Origin of the sequence: Bacillus sp. NPDC094106 (genome assembly GCF_044764345.1) — a bacterium.
In the GTDB taxonomy this organism is placed as follows: Bacteria; Bacillota; Bacilli; order Bacillales; family Bacillaceae_G; genus Bacillus_A.
This window is the reverse complement of record NZ_JBIWHY010000008.1, coordinates 208795-223054: the sequence shown is the minus strand read 5'-3', so window position 1 is coordinate 223054 and position 14260 is coordinate 208795. Positions and strand designations below refer to the sequence as shown.

General features: G+C 34.3%; 17 protein-coding genes. 5 read left to right on the top strand and 12 right to left on the bottom strand.

Annotated elements, in window-relative coordinates:
• Nucleotides 1-170: 170 nt before the first annotated feature.
• Entirely contained in the window at nucleotides 171-791 is a 621-nt protein-coding gene (locus ACIQ7L_RS14485) for a DUF4937 domain-containing protein (RefSeq protein ID WP_400570104.1), read from the bottom strand.
• A gap of 313 nt (nucleotides 792-1104) precedes the next feature.
• Here ACIQ7L_RS14485 and ACIQ7L_RS14480 point away from each other — a divergent pair, with 313 nt between their 5' ends.
• Nucleotides 1105-1887, top strand: a complete 783-nt coding sequence (locus ACIQ7L_RS14480) for a hypothetical protein (protein WP_400570102.1) — start codon at nucleotides 1105-1107, stop codon at nucleotides 1885-1887.
• Between the two features lie 98 nt (nucleotides 1888-1985).
• Here the strand turns inward: ACIQ7L_RS14480 and ACIQ7L_RS14475 are convergent, their stop codons facing one another.
• From ACIQ7L_RS14475 to ACIQ7L_RS14465, 3 genes are all read right to left on the bottom strand, one after another.
• Nucleotides 1986-3692: an IS200/IS605 family accessory protein TnpB-related protein gene (locus ACIQ7L_RS14475; protein ID WP_400570100.1), complete on the bottom strand. Its 1707-nt coding sequence runs from the start codon at nucleotides 3690-3692 to the stop codon at nucleotides 1986-1988.
• Between the two features lie 140 nt (nucleotides 3693-3832).
• Nucleotides 3833-4279 (bottom strand): MBL fold metallo-hydrolase, encoded by a 447-nt coding sequence (locus ACIQ7L_RS14470; RefSeq protein WP_400570098.1) that lies wholly within the window; start codon nucleotides 4277-4279, stop codon nucleotides 3833-3835.
• Nucleotides 4280-4370: 91 nt separating this feature from the next.
• The gene (locus ACIQ7L_RS14465) at nucleotides 4371-5135 is read right to left on the bottom strand and encodes a DUF3891 family protein (RefSeq protein ID WP_400570097.1); all 765 of its coding nucleotides are present in this window, start codon (nucleotides 5133-5135) and stop codon (nucleotides 4371-4373) included.
• Between the two features lie 208 nt (nucleotides 5136-5343).
• On the opposite strand from ACIQ7L_RS14465, the gene ACIQ7L_RS14460 reads away from it, so the two are divergent.
• Complete coding sequence (locus tag ACIQ7L_RS14460; protein ID WP_097899135.1) at nucleotides 5344-5616, top strand: HU family DNA-binding protein; 273 nt, start codon at nucleotides 5344-5346, stop codon at nucleotides 5614-5616.
• Between the two features lie 252 nt (nucleotides 5617-5868).
• Here ACIQ7L_RS14460 and ACIQ7L_RS14455 read toward each other — a convergent pair whose 3' ends face one another.
• On the bottom strand, nucleotides 5869-6078 hold the full coding sequence (locus ACIQ7L_RS14455) for a hypothetical protein (protein ID WP_400570096.1): 210 nt from the start codon (nucleotides 6076-6078) through the stop codon (nucleotides 5869-5871).
• Nucleotides 6079-6244: 166 nt separating this feature from the next.
• The gene (locus tag ACIQ7L_RS14450; RefSeq protein ID WP_400570094.1) at nucleotides 6245-6721 is read right to left on the bottom strand and encodes a hypothetical protein; all 477 of its coding nucleotides are present in this window, start codon (nucleotides 6719-6721) and stop codon (nucleotides 6245-6247) included.
• Between the two features lie 240 nt (nucleotides 6722-6961).
• On the opposite strand from ACIQ7L_RS14450, the gene ACIQ7L_RS14445 reads away from it, so the two are divergent.
• Nucleotides 6962-7429 carry a stress protein gene (locus ACIQ7L_RS14445; protein ID WP_400570093.1) on the top strand — a complete coding sequence of 156 codons (468 nt, stop codon included), beginning with the start codon at nucleotides 6962-6964 and terminating at the stop codon, nucleotides 7427-7429.
• A 59-nt stretch (nucleotides 7430-7488) separates the two neighbouring features.
• On the opposite strand, the gene ACIQ7L_RS14440 is transcribed toward ACIQ7L_RS14445, so the two are convergent.
• Both ACIQ7L_RS14440 and ACIQ7L_RS14435 read right to left on the bottom strand, forming a co-directional pair.
• Entirely contained in the window at nucleotides 7489-7638 is a 150-nt protein-coding gene (locus tag ACIQ7L_RS14440) for a hypothetical protein (RefSeq protein WP_154724618.1), read from the bottom strand.
• A complete protein-coding gene (locus ACIQ7L_RS14435) occupies nucleotides 7638-7961 on the bottom strand; it encodes a hypothetical protein (protein WP_400570091.1) in 324 nt (107 codons plus the stop codon). Before ACIQ7L_RS14435 ends, ACIQ7L_RS14440 begins: the two co-directional genes overlap by 1 nt.
• Nucleotides 7962-8175: 214 nt before the next feature.
• Between ACIQ7L_RS14435 and ACIQ7L_RS14430 the strand changes: the two genes are divergently transcribed.
• The gene (locus ACIQ7L_RS14430; protein WP_400570089.1) at nucleotides 8176-8481 is read left to right on the top strand and encodes a hypothetical protein; all 306 of its coding nucleotides are present in this window, start codon (nucleotides 8176-8178) and stop codon (nucleotides 8479-8481) included.
• 74 nt (nucleotides 8482-8555) lie between these two features.
• Nucleotides 8556-8861, top strand: coding sequence for a tyrosine-type recombinase/integrase (locus ACIQ7L_RS14425; protein ID WP_400570151.1), 306 nt, complete (start codon nucleotides 8556-8558; stop codon nucleotides 8859-8861).
• Nucleotides 8862-8884: 23 nt separating this feature from the next.
• On the opposite strand, the gene ACIQ7L_RS14420 is transcribed toward ACIQ7L_RS14425, so the two are convergent.
• From ACIQ7L_RS14420 to ACIQ7L_RS14405, 4 genes are all read right to left on the bottom strand, one after another.
• Complete coding sequence (locus tag ACIQ7L_RS14420; protein WP_400570087.1) at nucleotides 8885-11974, bottom strand: AAA family ATPase; 3090 nt, start codon at nucleotides 11972-11974, stop codon at nucleotides 8885-8887.
• Nucleotides 11971-13128 (bottom strand): exonuclease SbcCD subunit D, encoded by a 1158-nt coding sequence (locus ACIQ7L_RS14415; RefSeq protein ID WP_400570085.1) that lies wholly within the window; start codon nucleotides 13126-13128, stop codon nucleotides 11971-11973. Before ACIQ7L_RS14415 ends, ACIQ7L_RS14420 begins: the two co-directional genes overlap by 4 nt.
• A 21-nt stretch (nucleotides 13129-13149) precedes the next feature.
• On the bottom strand, nucleotides 13150-13389 hold the full coding sequence (locus ACIQ7L_RS14410; RefSeq protein ID WP_400570083.1) for a DUF2584 family protein: 240 nt from the start codon (nucleotides 13387-13389) through the stop codon (nucleotides 13150-13152).
• 186 nt (nucleotides 13390-13575) lie between these two features.
• Nucleotides 13576-13833 (bottom strand): hypothetical protein, encoded by a 258-nt coding sequence (locus ACIQ7L_RS14405; RefSeq protein WP_400570081.1) that lies wholly within the window; start codon nucleotides 13831-13833, stop codon nucleotides 13576-13578.
• Nucleotides 13834-14260 lie beyond the last annotated feature (427 nt).

Sequence of the window (14260 nt, the reverse complement as noted above, 5' to 3'; positions counted from 1 at the left end):
TGACGTCTTCTATAATTTTCATGTTTAAAAGAAAAGAATTCGTCTTATTGAACTACATATCAATAAGACATTCACTGCATGCCTTCTACTTTTAAACTAACACTTCATACAACTATAACTACTAAAATCATTTATCCTAGATATACATCATTTATTCACTTTTTTTATAATTAATATACAGACCATTCTTTTATACACGCAATTTGCTTTCCATTTATATTTTCAACATCCTCGGTTACATTAGCTAACTCATATAATCCAGGAAAAATTCCTTCCACATAACGCTGATGTGACATTTCATTCTCCCAAAAAGAAAGGACGACATAGCGATTGGCGTTTTTAAGAGATCTTCCCACAACGCCGCCTAACATTCCTTCTGATTTTTCCATTCCTTTATTCCAAATTGTTTCTTGTATATGTAAAAAGTTCTCTTCCCTGCCTCTTTTCACATCACAAACTGCTACTCTGACAAATAGATTTTTTGCAAGTGCATTCGTAAATGGAGTAGCTTTCATATCAAATAACGTTTGAAATAACTCTATTTTACAAGATAAATACGTATCCTTTTGATTACTATTATGAAAAATTGGATCATGCATTTCATTCATGAATTTTTGATATGTATTCATGTTTTCCCATACAGTAAATACACAGGCCTCATCTTCATTCCAGCCTCCAAATTGTCCATGAAATCCCTCTAGATTTTGTAAACCTCTCCATTTCTCTTGCGCCTCTGAAAACAAACCCTTTTTCTCTTTTTCTACCTGACAAAATATCATTTTTAATAACATGCTGCTCCCCCTTACTATACATTCCATGTCCCTCTTGCAATGCTTGTTACTTCTTCACCTACAACTTAAAAAATGGAACCTATTTGTTTACATAATAAAATTATATATCCAGTATCATCTATAGGGCAAAAACAACCTGTTTTCTTAATAATTGACAATCGATCAGCTCATTTCTCTATAAAGTGTTATTTCCATGTTATAGAGAAATTGATTTACAGTCAAAAGATTCAGAATAGAAACTAAAAAAATATCCTAATCGTGTTACACTTGTAACATACTTATTAAATAACCCAATAAAAGGAGTATGTTAAAAATGAAACTCGCATTCTCAGTAACTGATTCAACTCATATTCAAAAGATTGAAGCAGAAGGTTTGAAACTACTAAACGAATTACAAAGCTTCATACCTTTATTGCAAGAAAAGGTTACAATCCTCTCGCCACCAAAGGGAATCGTATTTCACGATTTAGAATCTGCAACACAAGTTTATTCAAATATTCCTATGCCAGCTTACACTTCACGTGATTTAATTCATATTACACCACTTATTGATGTATGGAAAAATATCTATTTATCTGTGACTGACGGAAAAGAACTTGAAAAAGCTCAGCAATATTATAAGCAACTTAATATACTCGACATCGCAACTATTGCTGCACATGAATTTGTACATCACGCTGAAGAATTCCATAGCGATTTTGATGAAATTGATGAAGAATCGATGTGGTTTGAAGAAGGCGTATGCTTTTATTTGCCAAGAAAACTAATGATGTCACATGAACAATTTAAAACAATTATGCAGGTAGAAGATGAATTAATTAACATATATCAAGCTGAATTTAGTAATTACCCTTTAAATGAGTTCGGCAAGTCTGCGGAAAATGGATTATATGCGGGAGCTTTTTATGATTATTGGCGAAGTACGAAATTGATTCGTATACTAGTAGAACAATATTTTAATAATGATATTCAAGCATTATTTTCCTGTTATCACGAATGGGTTGAAATAAAAGAGAACATCCCACTTCATTTATTTTTCGTTCAACAATTAAGTCTTCCTCCAATACATGCAAAAGAGCTCGGATTGTTATCGTGAATATTGAACTACCCCTACCTAACATTCTAAGGAATGTTTAAGGAAGGGGATTCCCCATAGGGACAACTAAGACAAAACACTTAGCCGACCATACCCATTCAACAAAGTATGATTCTTCTGTTTTCAAACTGAGACAAACCTTTTTCCTCCCAGTCTGTAAGAGCACCGGGAGGAAAAAGTTCGTTGATGGAACGAATCTTGTCGTCATTCGAAAACTCCATCTGATAGAAGGCATGAACGCGCAAATCAGATAGGATTCTAGACCAATACTTCCACTGCGCCCAGTGATGTAGACCTACCATCTTCTCCGGTAGTAGAGAATGCAACACGGGTGGAAGTTTTTCTTTAAAGCCCATTGCTCTTCTGGCAATGACATAAGATGCTGCTTGATGAATACTAATACCAAAGCGTTTCATATATTTCATTTTACCGATTTGAGAAGTGTACGCTGGATTCACCTCACATACAGCGACACCCATTTTCTTAGCCCGACTTTGAATAGCTGAAATCATTTTTCGATAGGCAAACATGCTGATGATCCGGTTTGCTTTTTTGTTGCCATATGGGTTCTTCACCTTTGCTTTTGTTAGCTTTAATGTTTCAACTACAAGGGGTTTCTTTGTTTTTACAGCTACATCTACTAATGCAATCGTTTCTGCTTCGATGATTTTCGTGATTTGTCCGGATGTCTTTCCTTCTAGATCAAAGGAGAATGTACCTATTTTGATAAGTTGTCCTTTTTTATTGATATTTGCCCATGCAAAATGGTCAACATTGCAGTCTACCCCAATGACACCGTCGGATTTACTGAAGTTTTGATGGGAATTTTCCTCCCCATCGATTACGCATTTAAAAATATAGTACGCACCATGGTCTTCTATTGCCCAACCAATCGGTTTTCCAGCTTTCTTTTTATTTGTACAGTCCCATTGTGTTTGAACCGCATGATTTACTTGGTTTTGTCCATAAGGAAAGGTAAGATGAGAGATTTCAATGGTTATGCCATTTGGTGTGATGAAGCGAAGAGATTGTATGTCTGGATTGTAGGTAAAAACAAAGTTTCCTGATTTCGCATCTTTTCGACCTGAAATCAACATGTTTTGATAACGAGCTTGTGTAAAATCATGTTTCCAAAGCTGATGATCTTCCTTATACTTTTCTACAGTATGTTGTGCTTGAAATAATTTCTTACTTCCAAAGACAGCTGAAGAAACTTTATTTGTTAAGCTATCGAGTTGTTTTTGTAATCGATCGAATCGAAATCTAAACTTCCTTAGCTTCGATTGCAAATGTTTGATTTCCGGATCTATATAAGTGTGCTCAAATTGGTAGGCATAATAGTAGAGGTCCGTTCGCTTTTTAAATTGAACCACAAAATATCGTCCCATTTGTTGTTCTTTTGATGTTTTGTTAAACGTTGGCTTTCCCATGATGAAAGATTGTTTTATTTTACGTAATACAGTCAAGTTGGATTTCGTTTGTTTGATTTTCTTCTTCACCGCATGAATTTGTTCTTTTTTATTCTCTATGTATAATTTCTGTAATTCTGTCTGGGAAGAAAGGAGGGCATTTGCTTCCTGTACAGCACTATTTGCATAATAGTCATTCAGGGAAAAACGTGATTTGATAGTCATATGCACACTTTGAGAGCGTTTAGAAGTACCCGAACGCTTTTCTAATACTTGTGTTTGAAAGGCAGAATGTTTGGCACGATTCCATATGAAAAGAGTATATCCTATGGCTTCCACATATTTTGGATGTAATCCGCTCTTATAAATTCGATTTGAAAAATACGCTTTTTTCATTGGACACGCTCCCTTCTTATTTGGTATATGGAAAATATACCAAATAAGAACATATGTTTCAAGTTAATTGTTAAAAAAACAAAAAATAGCGAGAAGACCCCCGCCTACCGCTTTCGCGCTTGAGGCGGGGGTCTTCTCGCTTAAAATAATAAAATTTGTTTTCGTAAGTCTTCATCATTTGTTTGATTAAATTGATCTTGTAGGGAATGTATATATTTATGTAAACCTTCTATGTCTTGTTTTTGTTTATCAATTCTGGAAGGATGAATTTCTGCCATTTGCTCATATGTTTTATGACTAGATATGATATTACAACTTTCAAAGACTTGATTTCCCCGAATATGGTCTCCATGCCAGTGGCTATTAATAACCCACGATATAGAATGTCTCGTTATTTCTTCTGCTACCTTTTTTAAATCCACTGCTGCTTGTTGTGTTTGAAATGTATCAAAAATGATGGTCTGATTCCCCATATCAATAAAACCTGCATTAGCTAAGGAGCCACCCCCTTCTTTCGCAATGGCAACATAAATACCATCTTCTAATTTTTCAACTTCAAAATGTTCACTAAAATATTCCTTCTGCATATTCTCACTTCCCCCCATATAGCTTTACTTATACATTCAAATAGTAAGCTTCTATTCTTTCTATTGATGCTCCTTCTTTCACAACTACTTTTCACCTTACAAAATATAATTCTTGTTTCTGAAATCCCTCTTGTTCATCGGCTTTAACAATCCCTATTTTTTCTATCGTTTTCTTTTTTATAGATTTGTATCTTACGTATGCTTTAAATTCTGTCTCAAAAGGAAATGGCGTAATTTGAATTTTTTTCTTATCTATCCATTTAGCTTGTAATGGTTTATTTATATCTCTATTGAACACTTCAGTTCCTTCAAATCCTTTTTTAAATAAATCCACTTCTTCTAGTTTCTTTACACCAGGTTCATTCATACAAGCATATAATGATAACTCATCACAAAATTTCAAGAGTTTATAGTGCATATCAAACATAGTATGCTGTTCTTTTGTTAGCGTTTTCAAAATTCTCTTTTGACGATTCAATTCCTGCTTATAAAATTCCACCATTTCCTTATCTTCTTGATTAAGAGGAAATGATATAAAATGCTTACTGCAAAGTACAGCACCATAAGGGTTTGAATTTTCAATCTCGTTAAGCCCTAAAGTATAAAAAACAAAGCGTAACGAACTCGGACAATCCATAAAAGTATATGGTACACCCCTAGCGTCATTCCAAATGGGCGTTTTATCTAAACCAATCCAGCCCCTATCATGCTCATAAATCGCAGCAATACACTCTTTTAAATAGAATCCACCCTCAAATAAATCCCCTTTCATATTTTTTGCAATCTCCCCTGCTAGAAATCCATGATCATGTTGTCGAATTAGTATTAATTCTTCCTTTTTGGTACGCATAATCATAATTATGAACTCCTCCTCAATTTTATATATCGCCCTTCTCATACAACGAAAATAAATTCCTCCATATTTTGCAGGGATTTAACCTCTTTCACCGAAATTAAGTAACAATGTAATTCTACCAATTTGTTATATGAGCGAATCATGCTTTATTCTATTATTCATTATACTACCAGACCCATGTAAAATAATTTATTATGAGGTGAAAAGAATGAACAAAACTGAATTAATTAAAAATGTGGCCCAAACAGCCGATATCTCACAAAAGGAAGCTTCAGCAGCTGTCCAATCTGTATTTGATACAATTACGAATGCTTTACAAACTGGTGACAAAGTACAGCTTATCGGATTCGGAACGTTTGAAGTGCGTGAAAGAGCAGCTCGTACAGGGCGAAATCCTCAAACAGGTGAAGAAATCCAAATTGCAGCTGGGAAAGTTCCTGCATTTAAAGCAGGGAAAGAACTAAAAGAAGCTGTAAAATAAGAAAAGATATATTATGAAAGATGTACATTAATTCCGTTCTATAGCACAATAAAAGAGACTGGCAGCTTGCTAGTCTCTTTTATTTTTACAAATACTATATCGACTCTTGTTTTAAATTTATTATATTTTTCCCATTAACCACTGTAAACCTTATCTCATCTAATGCTCATTTTTAATCAAGGAATCTGTCCTTCTATATAAAAAACGCCTCTATCTTTAGAGGCGTTGGATTATGTTTCTTAATGAATGATTTTATGTTTCCTTAGTATTTATGCTTAATTTATGATAATAAACCCCAACAAATAAGGAAGCTATGATTATGGGGATTATACCCAAAATAAGAGAATAATCTCCTTTCGTTAGAAAATTAAACATAAACATAGCAAAAATAGTTATTGCAAGTCCTATATAGCTTACAGATACAGCTCTATATGCTTTAGGACTATAGACTTTCCTTTTCATACTTTCCCCCCTCCTTCTTATTACATACTATCACAGAATTCTAAAATTTATATTTTTCACTATAAAAAGGAATCTTGCATTCACCTTTTTATAGGGCTTTGTTAGCAAGCAAAAGAAAAAGGACAAAATCCTTCTCCCTTTTGTATGTTTTATTGAACTAAACCTCCTATTTTTTGTGCACATTAGCATCTAGAATGTTCTTACATTTTCTAATATTTTTTTTGATTTGCTGATTTTCAAAAAAATAAACCTCTGTACCTGACCAAATAAAAACCCAACTCACAATGCTTAATACTCCTGAAATATAGGCATGATTACTTGAAAGCTTCAAGAATATCACCCCAACAATAATACCAAGCACAAACAAAATAATAGCCTTTTTAACATTTCTAACATATGTATATTCCTCTTCATTCAAGAAGTTAGAAAAAGTGTTAAATGTGGCAGTCTTCAGTGACTTTTCGTCAAAATCATTCTGACCTAAAAAAAATATTTCTACTTCCTTTCTTTTACCACTGTGTAGCTTTGACAAAATGAAATCTTCAAGGTCAGAGCTTAAGTGAACATCTTCTGAGCTATAATATCTTGAAAACGGAGTATCAGTTTCATCTAAATAGATATTTATACTTAATTCATCTTTCATGTTAATCATCCTTTAACTTCAATGTACTAGTTGAAAGTCAACCTTTTATCAGTATGGTCAAGATAGTAACAATTCTTTCGAAAATAGCATTAAATAATTGGAGTTAGAGCAACGGAGACCCACTTAGGGAACTATGAGAAATACATATGATGAAAACGATACTTTTTAAAATATCTCCAGGAAAATATATACATTTATTGTTATAATTAAATGCGTAATATATTTTAGGGAGGATTTAACGTGAAAAAGGTATTAATTGTTGGGGCATTATGTTTATCGCTAGCTTCTCTAACTGCATGTGGTAGTGGTGGCGAAAAATCATCCGCTGAGCCGAAGCAAGAAGCGAAAAAAGAAAAGAAAGAAACAAAGGTAACTGTAGATTCTATTATCACTGAATTTAAAAACGCTGGATTACAAGCTGAAAATCCAACTGATTTACCGCAGAAGGAGTTCGGTAACACGCGTAAAGAAGGTAAACGCATCTTGGTGCCAGCTCTCGGCGAAGATAACGGCGGAAGACTATTTGAGTTTACTAAAAAAGAAGACTTAGAGAAGGCAAAGAAATACTACGATGAGCTAGGAAACAGTGCTCCTATGCTATTCTCGCATACATACGCAAAGGGTAACTTCCTTTTACAAATGAATGGCGAGATGAAAGACGAAGAATTCGCAAAATATAAAGACGTAATGGATAAACTAGCGAAATAAACGCAAAGAAGCCGCCCGTAATAGGCGGTCTTTTCTTATATGTATACTACTTGCTTATTCTACGCTTCCTTTTTCTTATTTTCTTTCCAGCTTTTCCTTGTAATCTCGATAATCTCCATCAATAGTTCCCATAATATTTTCTTTACTTTATCATTACTCAATATTTTATTAAGTAATTTAAAAATAAAGCTCGTTATTTTCTTTAACATTATTTCTCCCACCATTTCTCTTTTAACATACTTGATGCTAATTTTCGCATAAATTTGCTGTCACTATGTGAAGAAATATCTTCTAATAATTTAATAGCTATTTGCTCATTTGATTGTTTTTCATCGATATCTAACATTTGTTCCACTTTCTTTGAAAGTTCCACTGTATCTACACTGATTCCCTTTTCAACTGCTTCTATAATTGACTGATCCATAGGTAACTTAGATTCTGCTTTAGCTAATTCTAATGCTGTGTTAGAAACTCGATTCTCAAAGTTCCTCTGAATTAATTGCAGTTCATTTTGAGTATTATTATCTGACATTTTCATTTACCTCCCTTAAATTCATATATTAATATAATATCATTAAAGTGTATTTTAATGCCAATATAGTAAATGGTGAACAAAAACAAACTGGTCGGCTTTTTATTTCAATAAATGAGAAGATGTATTAAAGTTCACTAAATGTTATTATGCAGATAATAGGTTTTTATTATTAATAAAGAATACGAAAATATTATGTAGTAGGAGTGTTTATATGAAAAATGTAGTTGTTGCTTCTGTTATGCGAGAAAAGAATGGTCAGATGGAGTTAGTTGATCAGTATGTAGTAAATGGTTATAGTAGCAGTGGAGCTATGACATATGTTTTAGATGTGTTATCTAAAGAAGCTTCAAAGTTGAAGAAGGATGGATACAAAGTATTAGAACATTACAAAAACGAAAGCTTAGTTGAGTTAGACGGGGTATTGAAAGCTGTGAAGGATAATGAAGTATGTAATATGTATGCTTATGTGAGGAGACATGAAACAGAAGTTGATGTAGACGAGATGTTACCTCTTTAAAACAAAAGGTCGTTATAGTCGCACTGACTACACATTCCAAATATTTTGATGGAAGAACTAAAATCTCATAGACAATTTATAAAAAATCTAAAATTGGTAATGACTATATAGATTTAGTTCTCCCTTCAAAATTTGGTAAACCTTTAGATCAACGTAGCATCCACAGGTCATTTCATAATATTACTGAAAAACTCAGATTGCCTCGGACAAGATTCCACGATTTAAGGCATAGTCATGCTACGATGCTGATACAACAAAATGTAAACATCAAGCTACTATCTGAGCGTTTGGGGCATTCACAAATCCAGACCACACTAAATATCTATGCTCATGCAGTAGCAGAAAAGCTTGATGAGGTGTTCGAAAAATGTGACCACTGACTAAAATTCGTTGATTTGAATCACTATTTCACCACAAACCGAGTCTGACTACAACCGTCCTTCTGTTTTGTTACTTCTAGTACAGCTGGCATTGCATTTTTCAACTCTTGTACGTGCGAAATAACCCCGATAAATCGTCCTGACTTTTGTAAGTCTATTAATGCATCGACTGCTTTTGTTAATGACTCTTCGTCTAATGACCCAAATCCTTCATCGATAAACATGGTTTCAATAGAAATACCGCCTTCATAAGCCTGGATTACGTCTGCCATACCAAGTGCTAGACAAAGCGAAGCATTAAATTTCTCTCCGCCGGACAATGTTTTTACATCACGTGTTTGACCTGTGTATGCATCATATACATCTAATCCTAATCCACTTTGACGATTTCGTTTTTCAACTCGTTCACTTCGTTTTAAATAAAATTGTCCGTTTGATAATTTGCGAAGTCTTTCGTTAGCAATTTGAACAATTTGTTCTAGATACTCAATTAAAATGTAACGTTCAAAGGAAATACGGCTTTCGTTATCCCCTTTCATGACTTCATATAAATCAACAAGTTCTTGGAAAGCTTTTTCTTCTTCATGAATTTGTTCATCAATTCGTCTAATATTTTCATGTAAATCAGAAATATATGCAACTGCATTTTGTGCACGCTGACGTTTTTCTTTTGTAATATCAAGCTGAATCTCTAACTCTTTCATTTGTTCTTCTAGCGACGTGATATCTGTCCATTCTTTATCACGTAATTCATTTGTTAATTCTTCAATTTGTTTTTCTAATACTTCAAGGGATGAATAGTAGCTTTGAATTTTTTGTTGTAATTCTTCTATTTCTGCATCCGTTCGTTTCGCCTCTTTATATGCGTTTTGGTCCACAAAACCGCCTTGTTCAAGCTCTTTCGTAAATCGTACAAAAGTCTCGTCCTGTTTCTCTTTTGCACCGCTTACTTGTTTCACAGCCCCATCATACTCAGCTTGTACCCGTATATTTTCATTTTGCCAATGTTGATAAGCTTCTTGCACTTTTTTCCACTCATCTTCCATATAGCGCATTTCCATAACAGCATTGTCAAACTGCTGTTTCCAAGCTTCTAATGTTTGCAAATTCCCAGGTATGCTCTGCTGGTCATGTTCATACGACGTACGAAGCTGCATACACTCCATTTCAGTGCGGTGCTGCATCGCTTCAGCTTCACGTTTTTGCTTCTGTAACTCTTCTATTTGTACTTCTAACCCTTTAAGATTTGATGCGAATTGTTTACGTGTTTCTTCACTTGCTTTTAATGTGCTTACCTCGGCTGCTAGCTGCTTTCCTTTTTGCACCAATGCGCGATATGTTTCAACTAATTCTTCTGAGCGATAACCACGTTTTATAACTTCTTCTATCACTTGTTCATATTGCAGGCGATAGAAATTACATTTTTCTTCCAATTTAACATTTAGTTTTTCAGCAACGTTTTTAGTTTCTCTTAGCTCATTTAATTGTTTTTCATCGATGGAATCTCCTCGTTCCGTAGCTTTCTTTGGATGAGTCGTGCTACCACATACCGGGCAAGATTCTCCGTCATGAAGATGAAGAGCTAACACTCCAGCTTGTTCATTTAGCCAGCGGCGTTCCATATCTTCATACGCTTTAACTGCGACTCCCATCCTTTGAGATGCAGTTTCTTTTTCCTGTTCATACTTTTGTTTTTCTTGCCAAACGTCATATGCTTGCTTTAGTACTTTGGCATCTTCTCGCATATTTGTTAGTTCTTCTACTTTTACTACATATTGCTCAAGTGCTACTTCTAACTGCTGTAGTTCTCCAGCTATTTGTTGTTTTTGTGACATCTGTCCTTCCAGCTGTTGCTCAAACTTACGAATGACTTCTTTCAATTTCTCACTTTGAAGTTCTGCCTTTTGCAATTTTGATTTTTTCTCTGCTAATGAAGCGATGATCGGCTGTAATTCTTCTAATCTTTGTACATGTTTCTTCCCTTCTTCACGTACAGGTTCTTTGCTCTTTACTTCTTCATATTTCTCCTGTGCAAGTCCAAAGGCTTCAGCTGTCTTTTCTCTCTTAACAGATATTTGTTTCAGTAATTGCTCCGCATTCTGCTTGCTTTGCACCGCTTCTTCATACCATTGTTCAAACGGCAATAATCGTTTCGCTTGTTCTGCACGTTTAAAGCGTTGTTCCTCTGTTTCTATTTGTTCTCGATTTGCTTGTAGGGCTGTTTGTTGTTCTTCTTTTTGCTGCAGGGCTTGAAACTTTTCATTAATAGATTTCGCTGCATGAAAATGAACTTCTACTTCTTTTAATTGCTGCGTTTGTAATGCTTGCTGCGTTTGCAATTGTTCAACTTCTGCTTCATAGCAATTCGTTTCTTGTTCAAGCGCTTCGACTACTTGATGCGTATTCACATGTTCCTGCTGCACCAATATCTCTAATAACGAACCGTCTCGAACCGGTAATTTAAAGACATTACGAAAATGCAGTTCTCTTTCTTTTTGCTTTTCTTGTAAGACCTCTTTCCACTGTTTCCGTTTTTGATCTAATAATTCACGCATTAATTTATAACGATCTGTTTTAAAAATACGGCGTAAGATTTCTTCTTTATTTTCTGTTTCAGATGTTAATAGTTTTCGAAACTCTCCTTGTGGAAGCATAACAATTTGACTAAATTGATGTTTGCTAAGTCCAATTAGCTCTTCGACCTTTTTGTTCACATCCGTCACATGAAAACGGTCTACACATGGAACCTTCTCATCACCTATCACTTCATATAATTCAACAGCATGCCCTGTAACTGTTTTATTTCCTTGCTTTTTATGACCCAGCTGCCGCTTTATTTCATATTGTTTTCCTTTCAATTGAAAGGTTAATTCTACACTCGTATATACATTATCATCAGCAAATTGGCTGCGAAGCATACTCGTATCACTACGTTCTTCTCCACTCGCTTCTCCATATAATACATAACAAATCGCATCGAATATCGTCGTCTTCCCTGCTCCTGTATTTCCTGAAATAGCAAAAATACGATGATCTCCTAGATCACTAAAATCAATGACCTCTCGCTGTTTATAGGGACCAAACGCTGTCATAATAAGCTGAAGTGGTCTCATCCTCGTTCACCTTCCTGTTCCTGCACTGTTTGTAATACTTCTAAGAAAAGACGTTCTTTCTCTTCTGATAAATTTGAGCCCTTCATTTCTTTATAAAAAGCTTTCAAAAGAGATAAGTCATCTGTTTTATGTCTAGAAACAGTAACTTCATTTGCTTCTGTAAATTCTCGTCTTTGAATAGAGCGTTCAACATGCATTGCATTCGGATATACAGAACGAATTTTTTCCATCGGCTGCAGTACGGGATTTTCATCTAATAATTTGACGAAAACATAATCTTCACTTGTTGGATGCTGCAATAAATCATCTATTTTCGCTTCTACTGTTCGCATTTGACGACGAGGTATAAATAAACGTTTTTCTATTGTCGTTTGCCCCGCTTCGTCTAGTTCAACAACGTAGTATCCTTTTTTATGCCGTTCTTCAGAAATAGAATACGCAAGTGGTGATCCTGAATAACGAATTGTTTCATTACGTACAAAATGCGCTTGATGTAAATGACCAAGCGCTGTGTAATGAAACTTGTCAAAATAATGGCTGTTCACGTATTCAGCACCGCCGATTGAAAGCGGACGTTCTGCATCACTCGTATTTTCTTCTGCTTCACCTGAAGAAGTAACAAATGCATGTCCTACAAATACATGTCTTGCTTCTTGATTCATTGTCTCTGAAAGTTCATTCATGAAAATACGCATCGCATCATCATGTGAGCGAATATCTTCATTTTTCATAACATGTCTGACAATACTTGGATCGGCATATGGAACTAAATGAAAATGCACTTCCCCATATTCATCATGTAAAACAACTGGTTTATAAGGAAATTGAAATTGTCCAACAATATGTAACCCTTGTTTCTTCATTAAACTACTGCCAAAATGAATGCGATCTGGACTATCATGATTCCCCGCTACGGCGATTACCGGCGTTTGTAAATCTATTACTATTTTTTGTAATACATCATTTAATAAGTCTACTGCTTCTGTTGGAGGGATTGCTCGGTCGTATAAATCACCTGCAATAATTACGGCATCTGGTCTTTCTTCTTCCACAGCTTGAACGAACTGATCTAAAACAATTCGTTGATCTTCCGTCATATATACACCGTGAACAAGTTTTCCTAAATGCCAATCCGCTGTATGAAAAAACTTCATCTTTTCCTTCCTTTCTCTCTTTTAATTCACTGACTGTAATGAAACTAGTTGATAGTTAAGCGTCGTTTTCTCATTTTCCCACTCTAACTTTTGAACGATTACACTACCTATTCTTTCTTGATCTGATTTATATAAAGGCAACATTTCATTCACAGCAAATAAGTGATAACCATCTAAAATTAATTGAAATACATTTTCTTCTATATGTAATCTCGTTTCTTTTTCATTTGAAATAATCTTTGTGTGCATCTCAAATTTCATATAGATACAACCCCTTTTTCTCTATTCTCTACACTTTAATAGTATAGTGGCTATCCTAGATTGACAAGTAAATACATGATGAAGAATATACATTTCTATTCATTTGCTTTTTTAATTTTTCTTATTTCAATACGGTATGTGAAATTAATAGTATTTACAAAAATAAAAATGCCCTTTCCGGCACTCTTATTTTTGTAAATAATCTTTCATTATATAGTACAATACAGTGATTAAAATAATCGCTATCAAAAATGAAAATACGGCCACAATATACCCATCTTTATTTAAAATAAAACAAAGTGAAATAGATAATATAAAAACCGGAAATACGAGACGTACTTTATCTTTAATTTCTTCTGTCGTATCTGTATGATGAAAATACTGTGTAATTCCTATCATGAGAGAAGACAAAATAATAACCGATAATAGCAATGGCCCTGGCATTCCGATCTCCCCTTTCTCTATTCCTTATTATATACAAACTCGCGCGTTGTTAAAAGTTTGATAATTCAGCGAATATAATAAAATATGATTCTTATCTACATTCAACTATATACATCAATTAAAAAAACGACATAAAAAACCCTTTTTTTAGGTGGGAGAGAGCATCTGGCCATGCATAGAAGCGGTCAGGGCCTGTTTCTGCCACATGTGAAGTAAAAGCAAACCAGTGTAGGTTACTTTTTATTTTGCATAACAGGGATTTAGATGTCGAAAAATTAAAATAGATTTATATATTTTCTTCCAAGCGACGGGGTCATACATATATACACTCTCAATGATTAATGTTGTAATATTCCTTTTCATATGTTAGAATCCTGCAAATATAACTCGTCAAAATATGGCAATATGCTAAAAAAATCCTAGTATT

Coding starts and splice junctions, on each gene's coding strand:
- ACIQ7L_RS14485 (WP_400570104.1), bottom strand. CDS start 791: ATGTTATTAAAAATGATATTTTGTCAGGTAGAAAAAGAGAAAAAGGGT.
- ACIQ7L_RS14480 (WP_400570102.1), top strand. CDS start 1,105: ATGAAACTCGCATTCTCAGTAACTGATTCAACTCATATTCAAAAGATT.
- ACIQ7L_RS14475 (WP_400570100.1), bottom strand. CDS start 3,692: ATGAAAAAAGCGTATTTTTCAAATCGAATTTATAAGAGCGGATTACAT.
- ACIQ7L_RS14470 (WP_400570098.1), bottom strand. CDS start 4,279: ATGCAGAAGGAATATTTTAGTGAACATTTTGAAGTTGAAAAATTAGAA.
- ACIQ7L_RS14465 (WP_400570097.1), bottom strand. CDS start 5,135: ATGATTATGCGTACCAAAAAGGAAGAATTAATACTAATTCGACAACAT.
- ACIQ7L_RS14460 (WP_097899135.1), top strand. CDS start 5,344: ATGAACAAAACTGAATTAATTAAAAATGTGGCCCAAACAGCCGATATC.
- ACIQ7L_RS14455 (WP_400570096.1), bottom strand. CDS start 6,078: ATGAAAAGGAAAGTCTATAGTCCTAAAGCATATAGAGCTGTATCTGTA.
- ACIQ7L_RS14450 (WP_400570094.1), bottom strand. CDS start 6,721: ATGAAAGATGAATTAAGTATAAATATCTATTTAGATGAAACTGATACT.
- ACIQ7L_RS14440 (WP_154724618.1), bottom strand. CDS start 7,638: ATGTTAAAGAAAATAACGAGCTTTATTTTTAAATTACTTAATAAAATA.
- ACIQ7L_RS14435 (WP_400570091.1), bottom strand. CDS start 7,961: ATGTCAGATAATAATACTCAAAATGAACTGCAATTAATTCAGAGGAAC.
- ACIQ7L_RS14430 (WP_400570089.1), top strand. CDS start 8,176: ATGAAAAATGTAGTTGTTGCTTCTGTTATGCGAGAAAAGAATGGTCAG.
- ACIQ7L_RS14420 (WP_400570087.1), bottom strand. CDS start 11,974: ATGAGACCACTTCAGCTTATTATGACAGCGTTTGGTCCCTATAAACAG.
- ACIQ7L_RS14415 (WP_400570085.1), bottom strand. CDS start 13,128: ATGAAGTTTTTTCATACAGCGGATTGGCATTTAGGAAAACTTGTTCAC.
- ACIQ7L_RS14410 (WP_400570083.1), bottom strand. CDS start 13,389: ATGAAATTTGAGATGCACACAAAGATTATTTCAAATGAAAAAGAAACG.
- ACIQ7L_RS14405 (WP_400570081.1), bottom strand. CDS start 13,833: ATGCCAGGGCCATTGCTATTATCGGTTATTATTTTGTCTTCTCTCATG.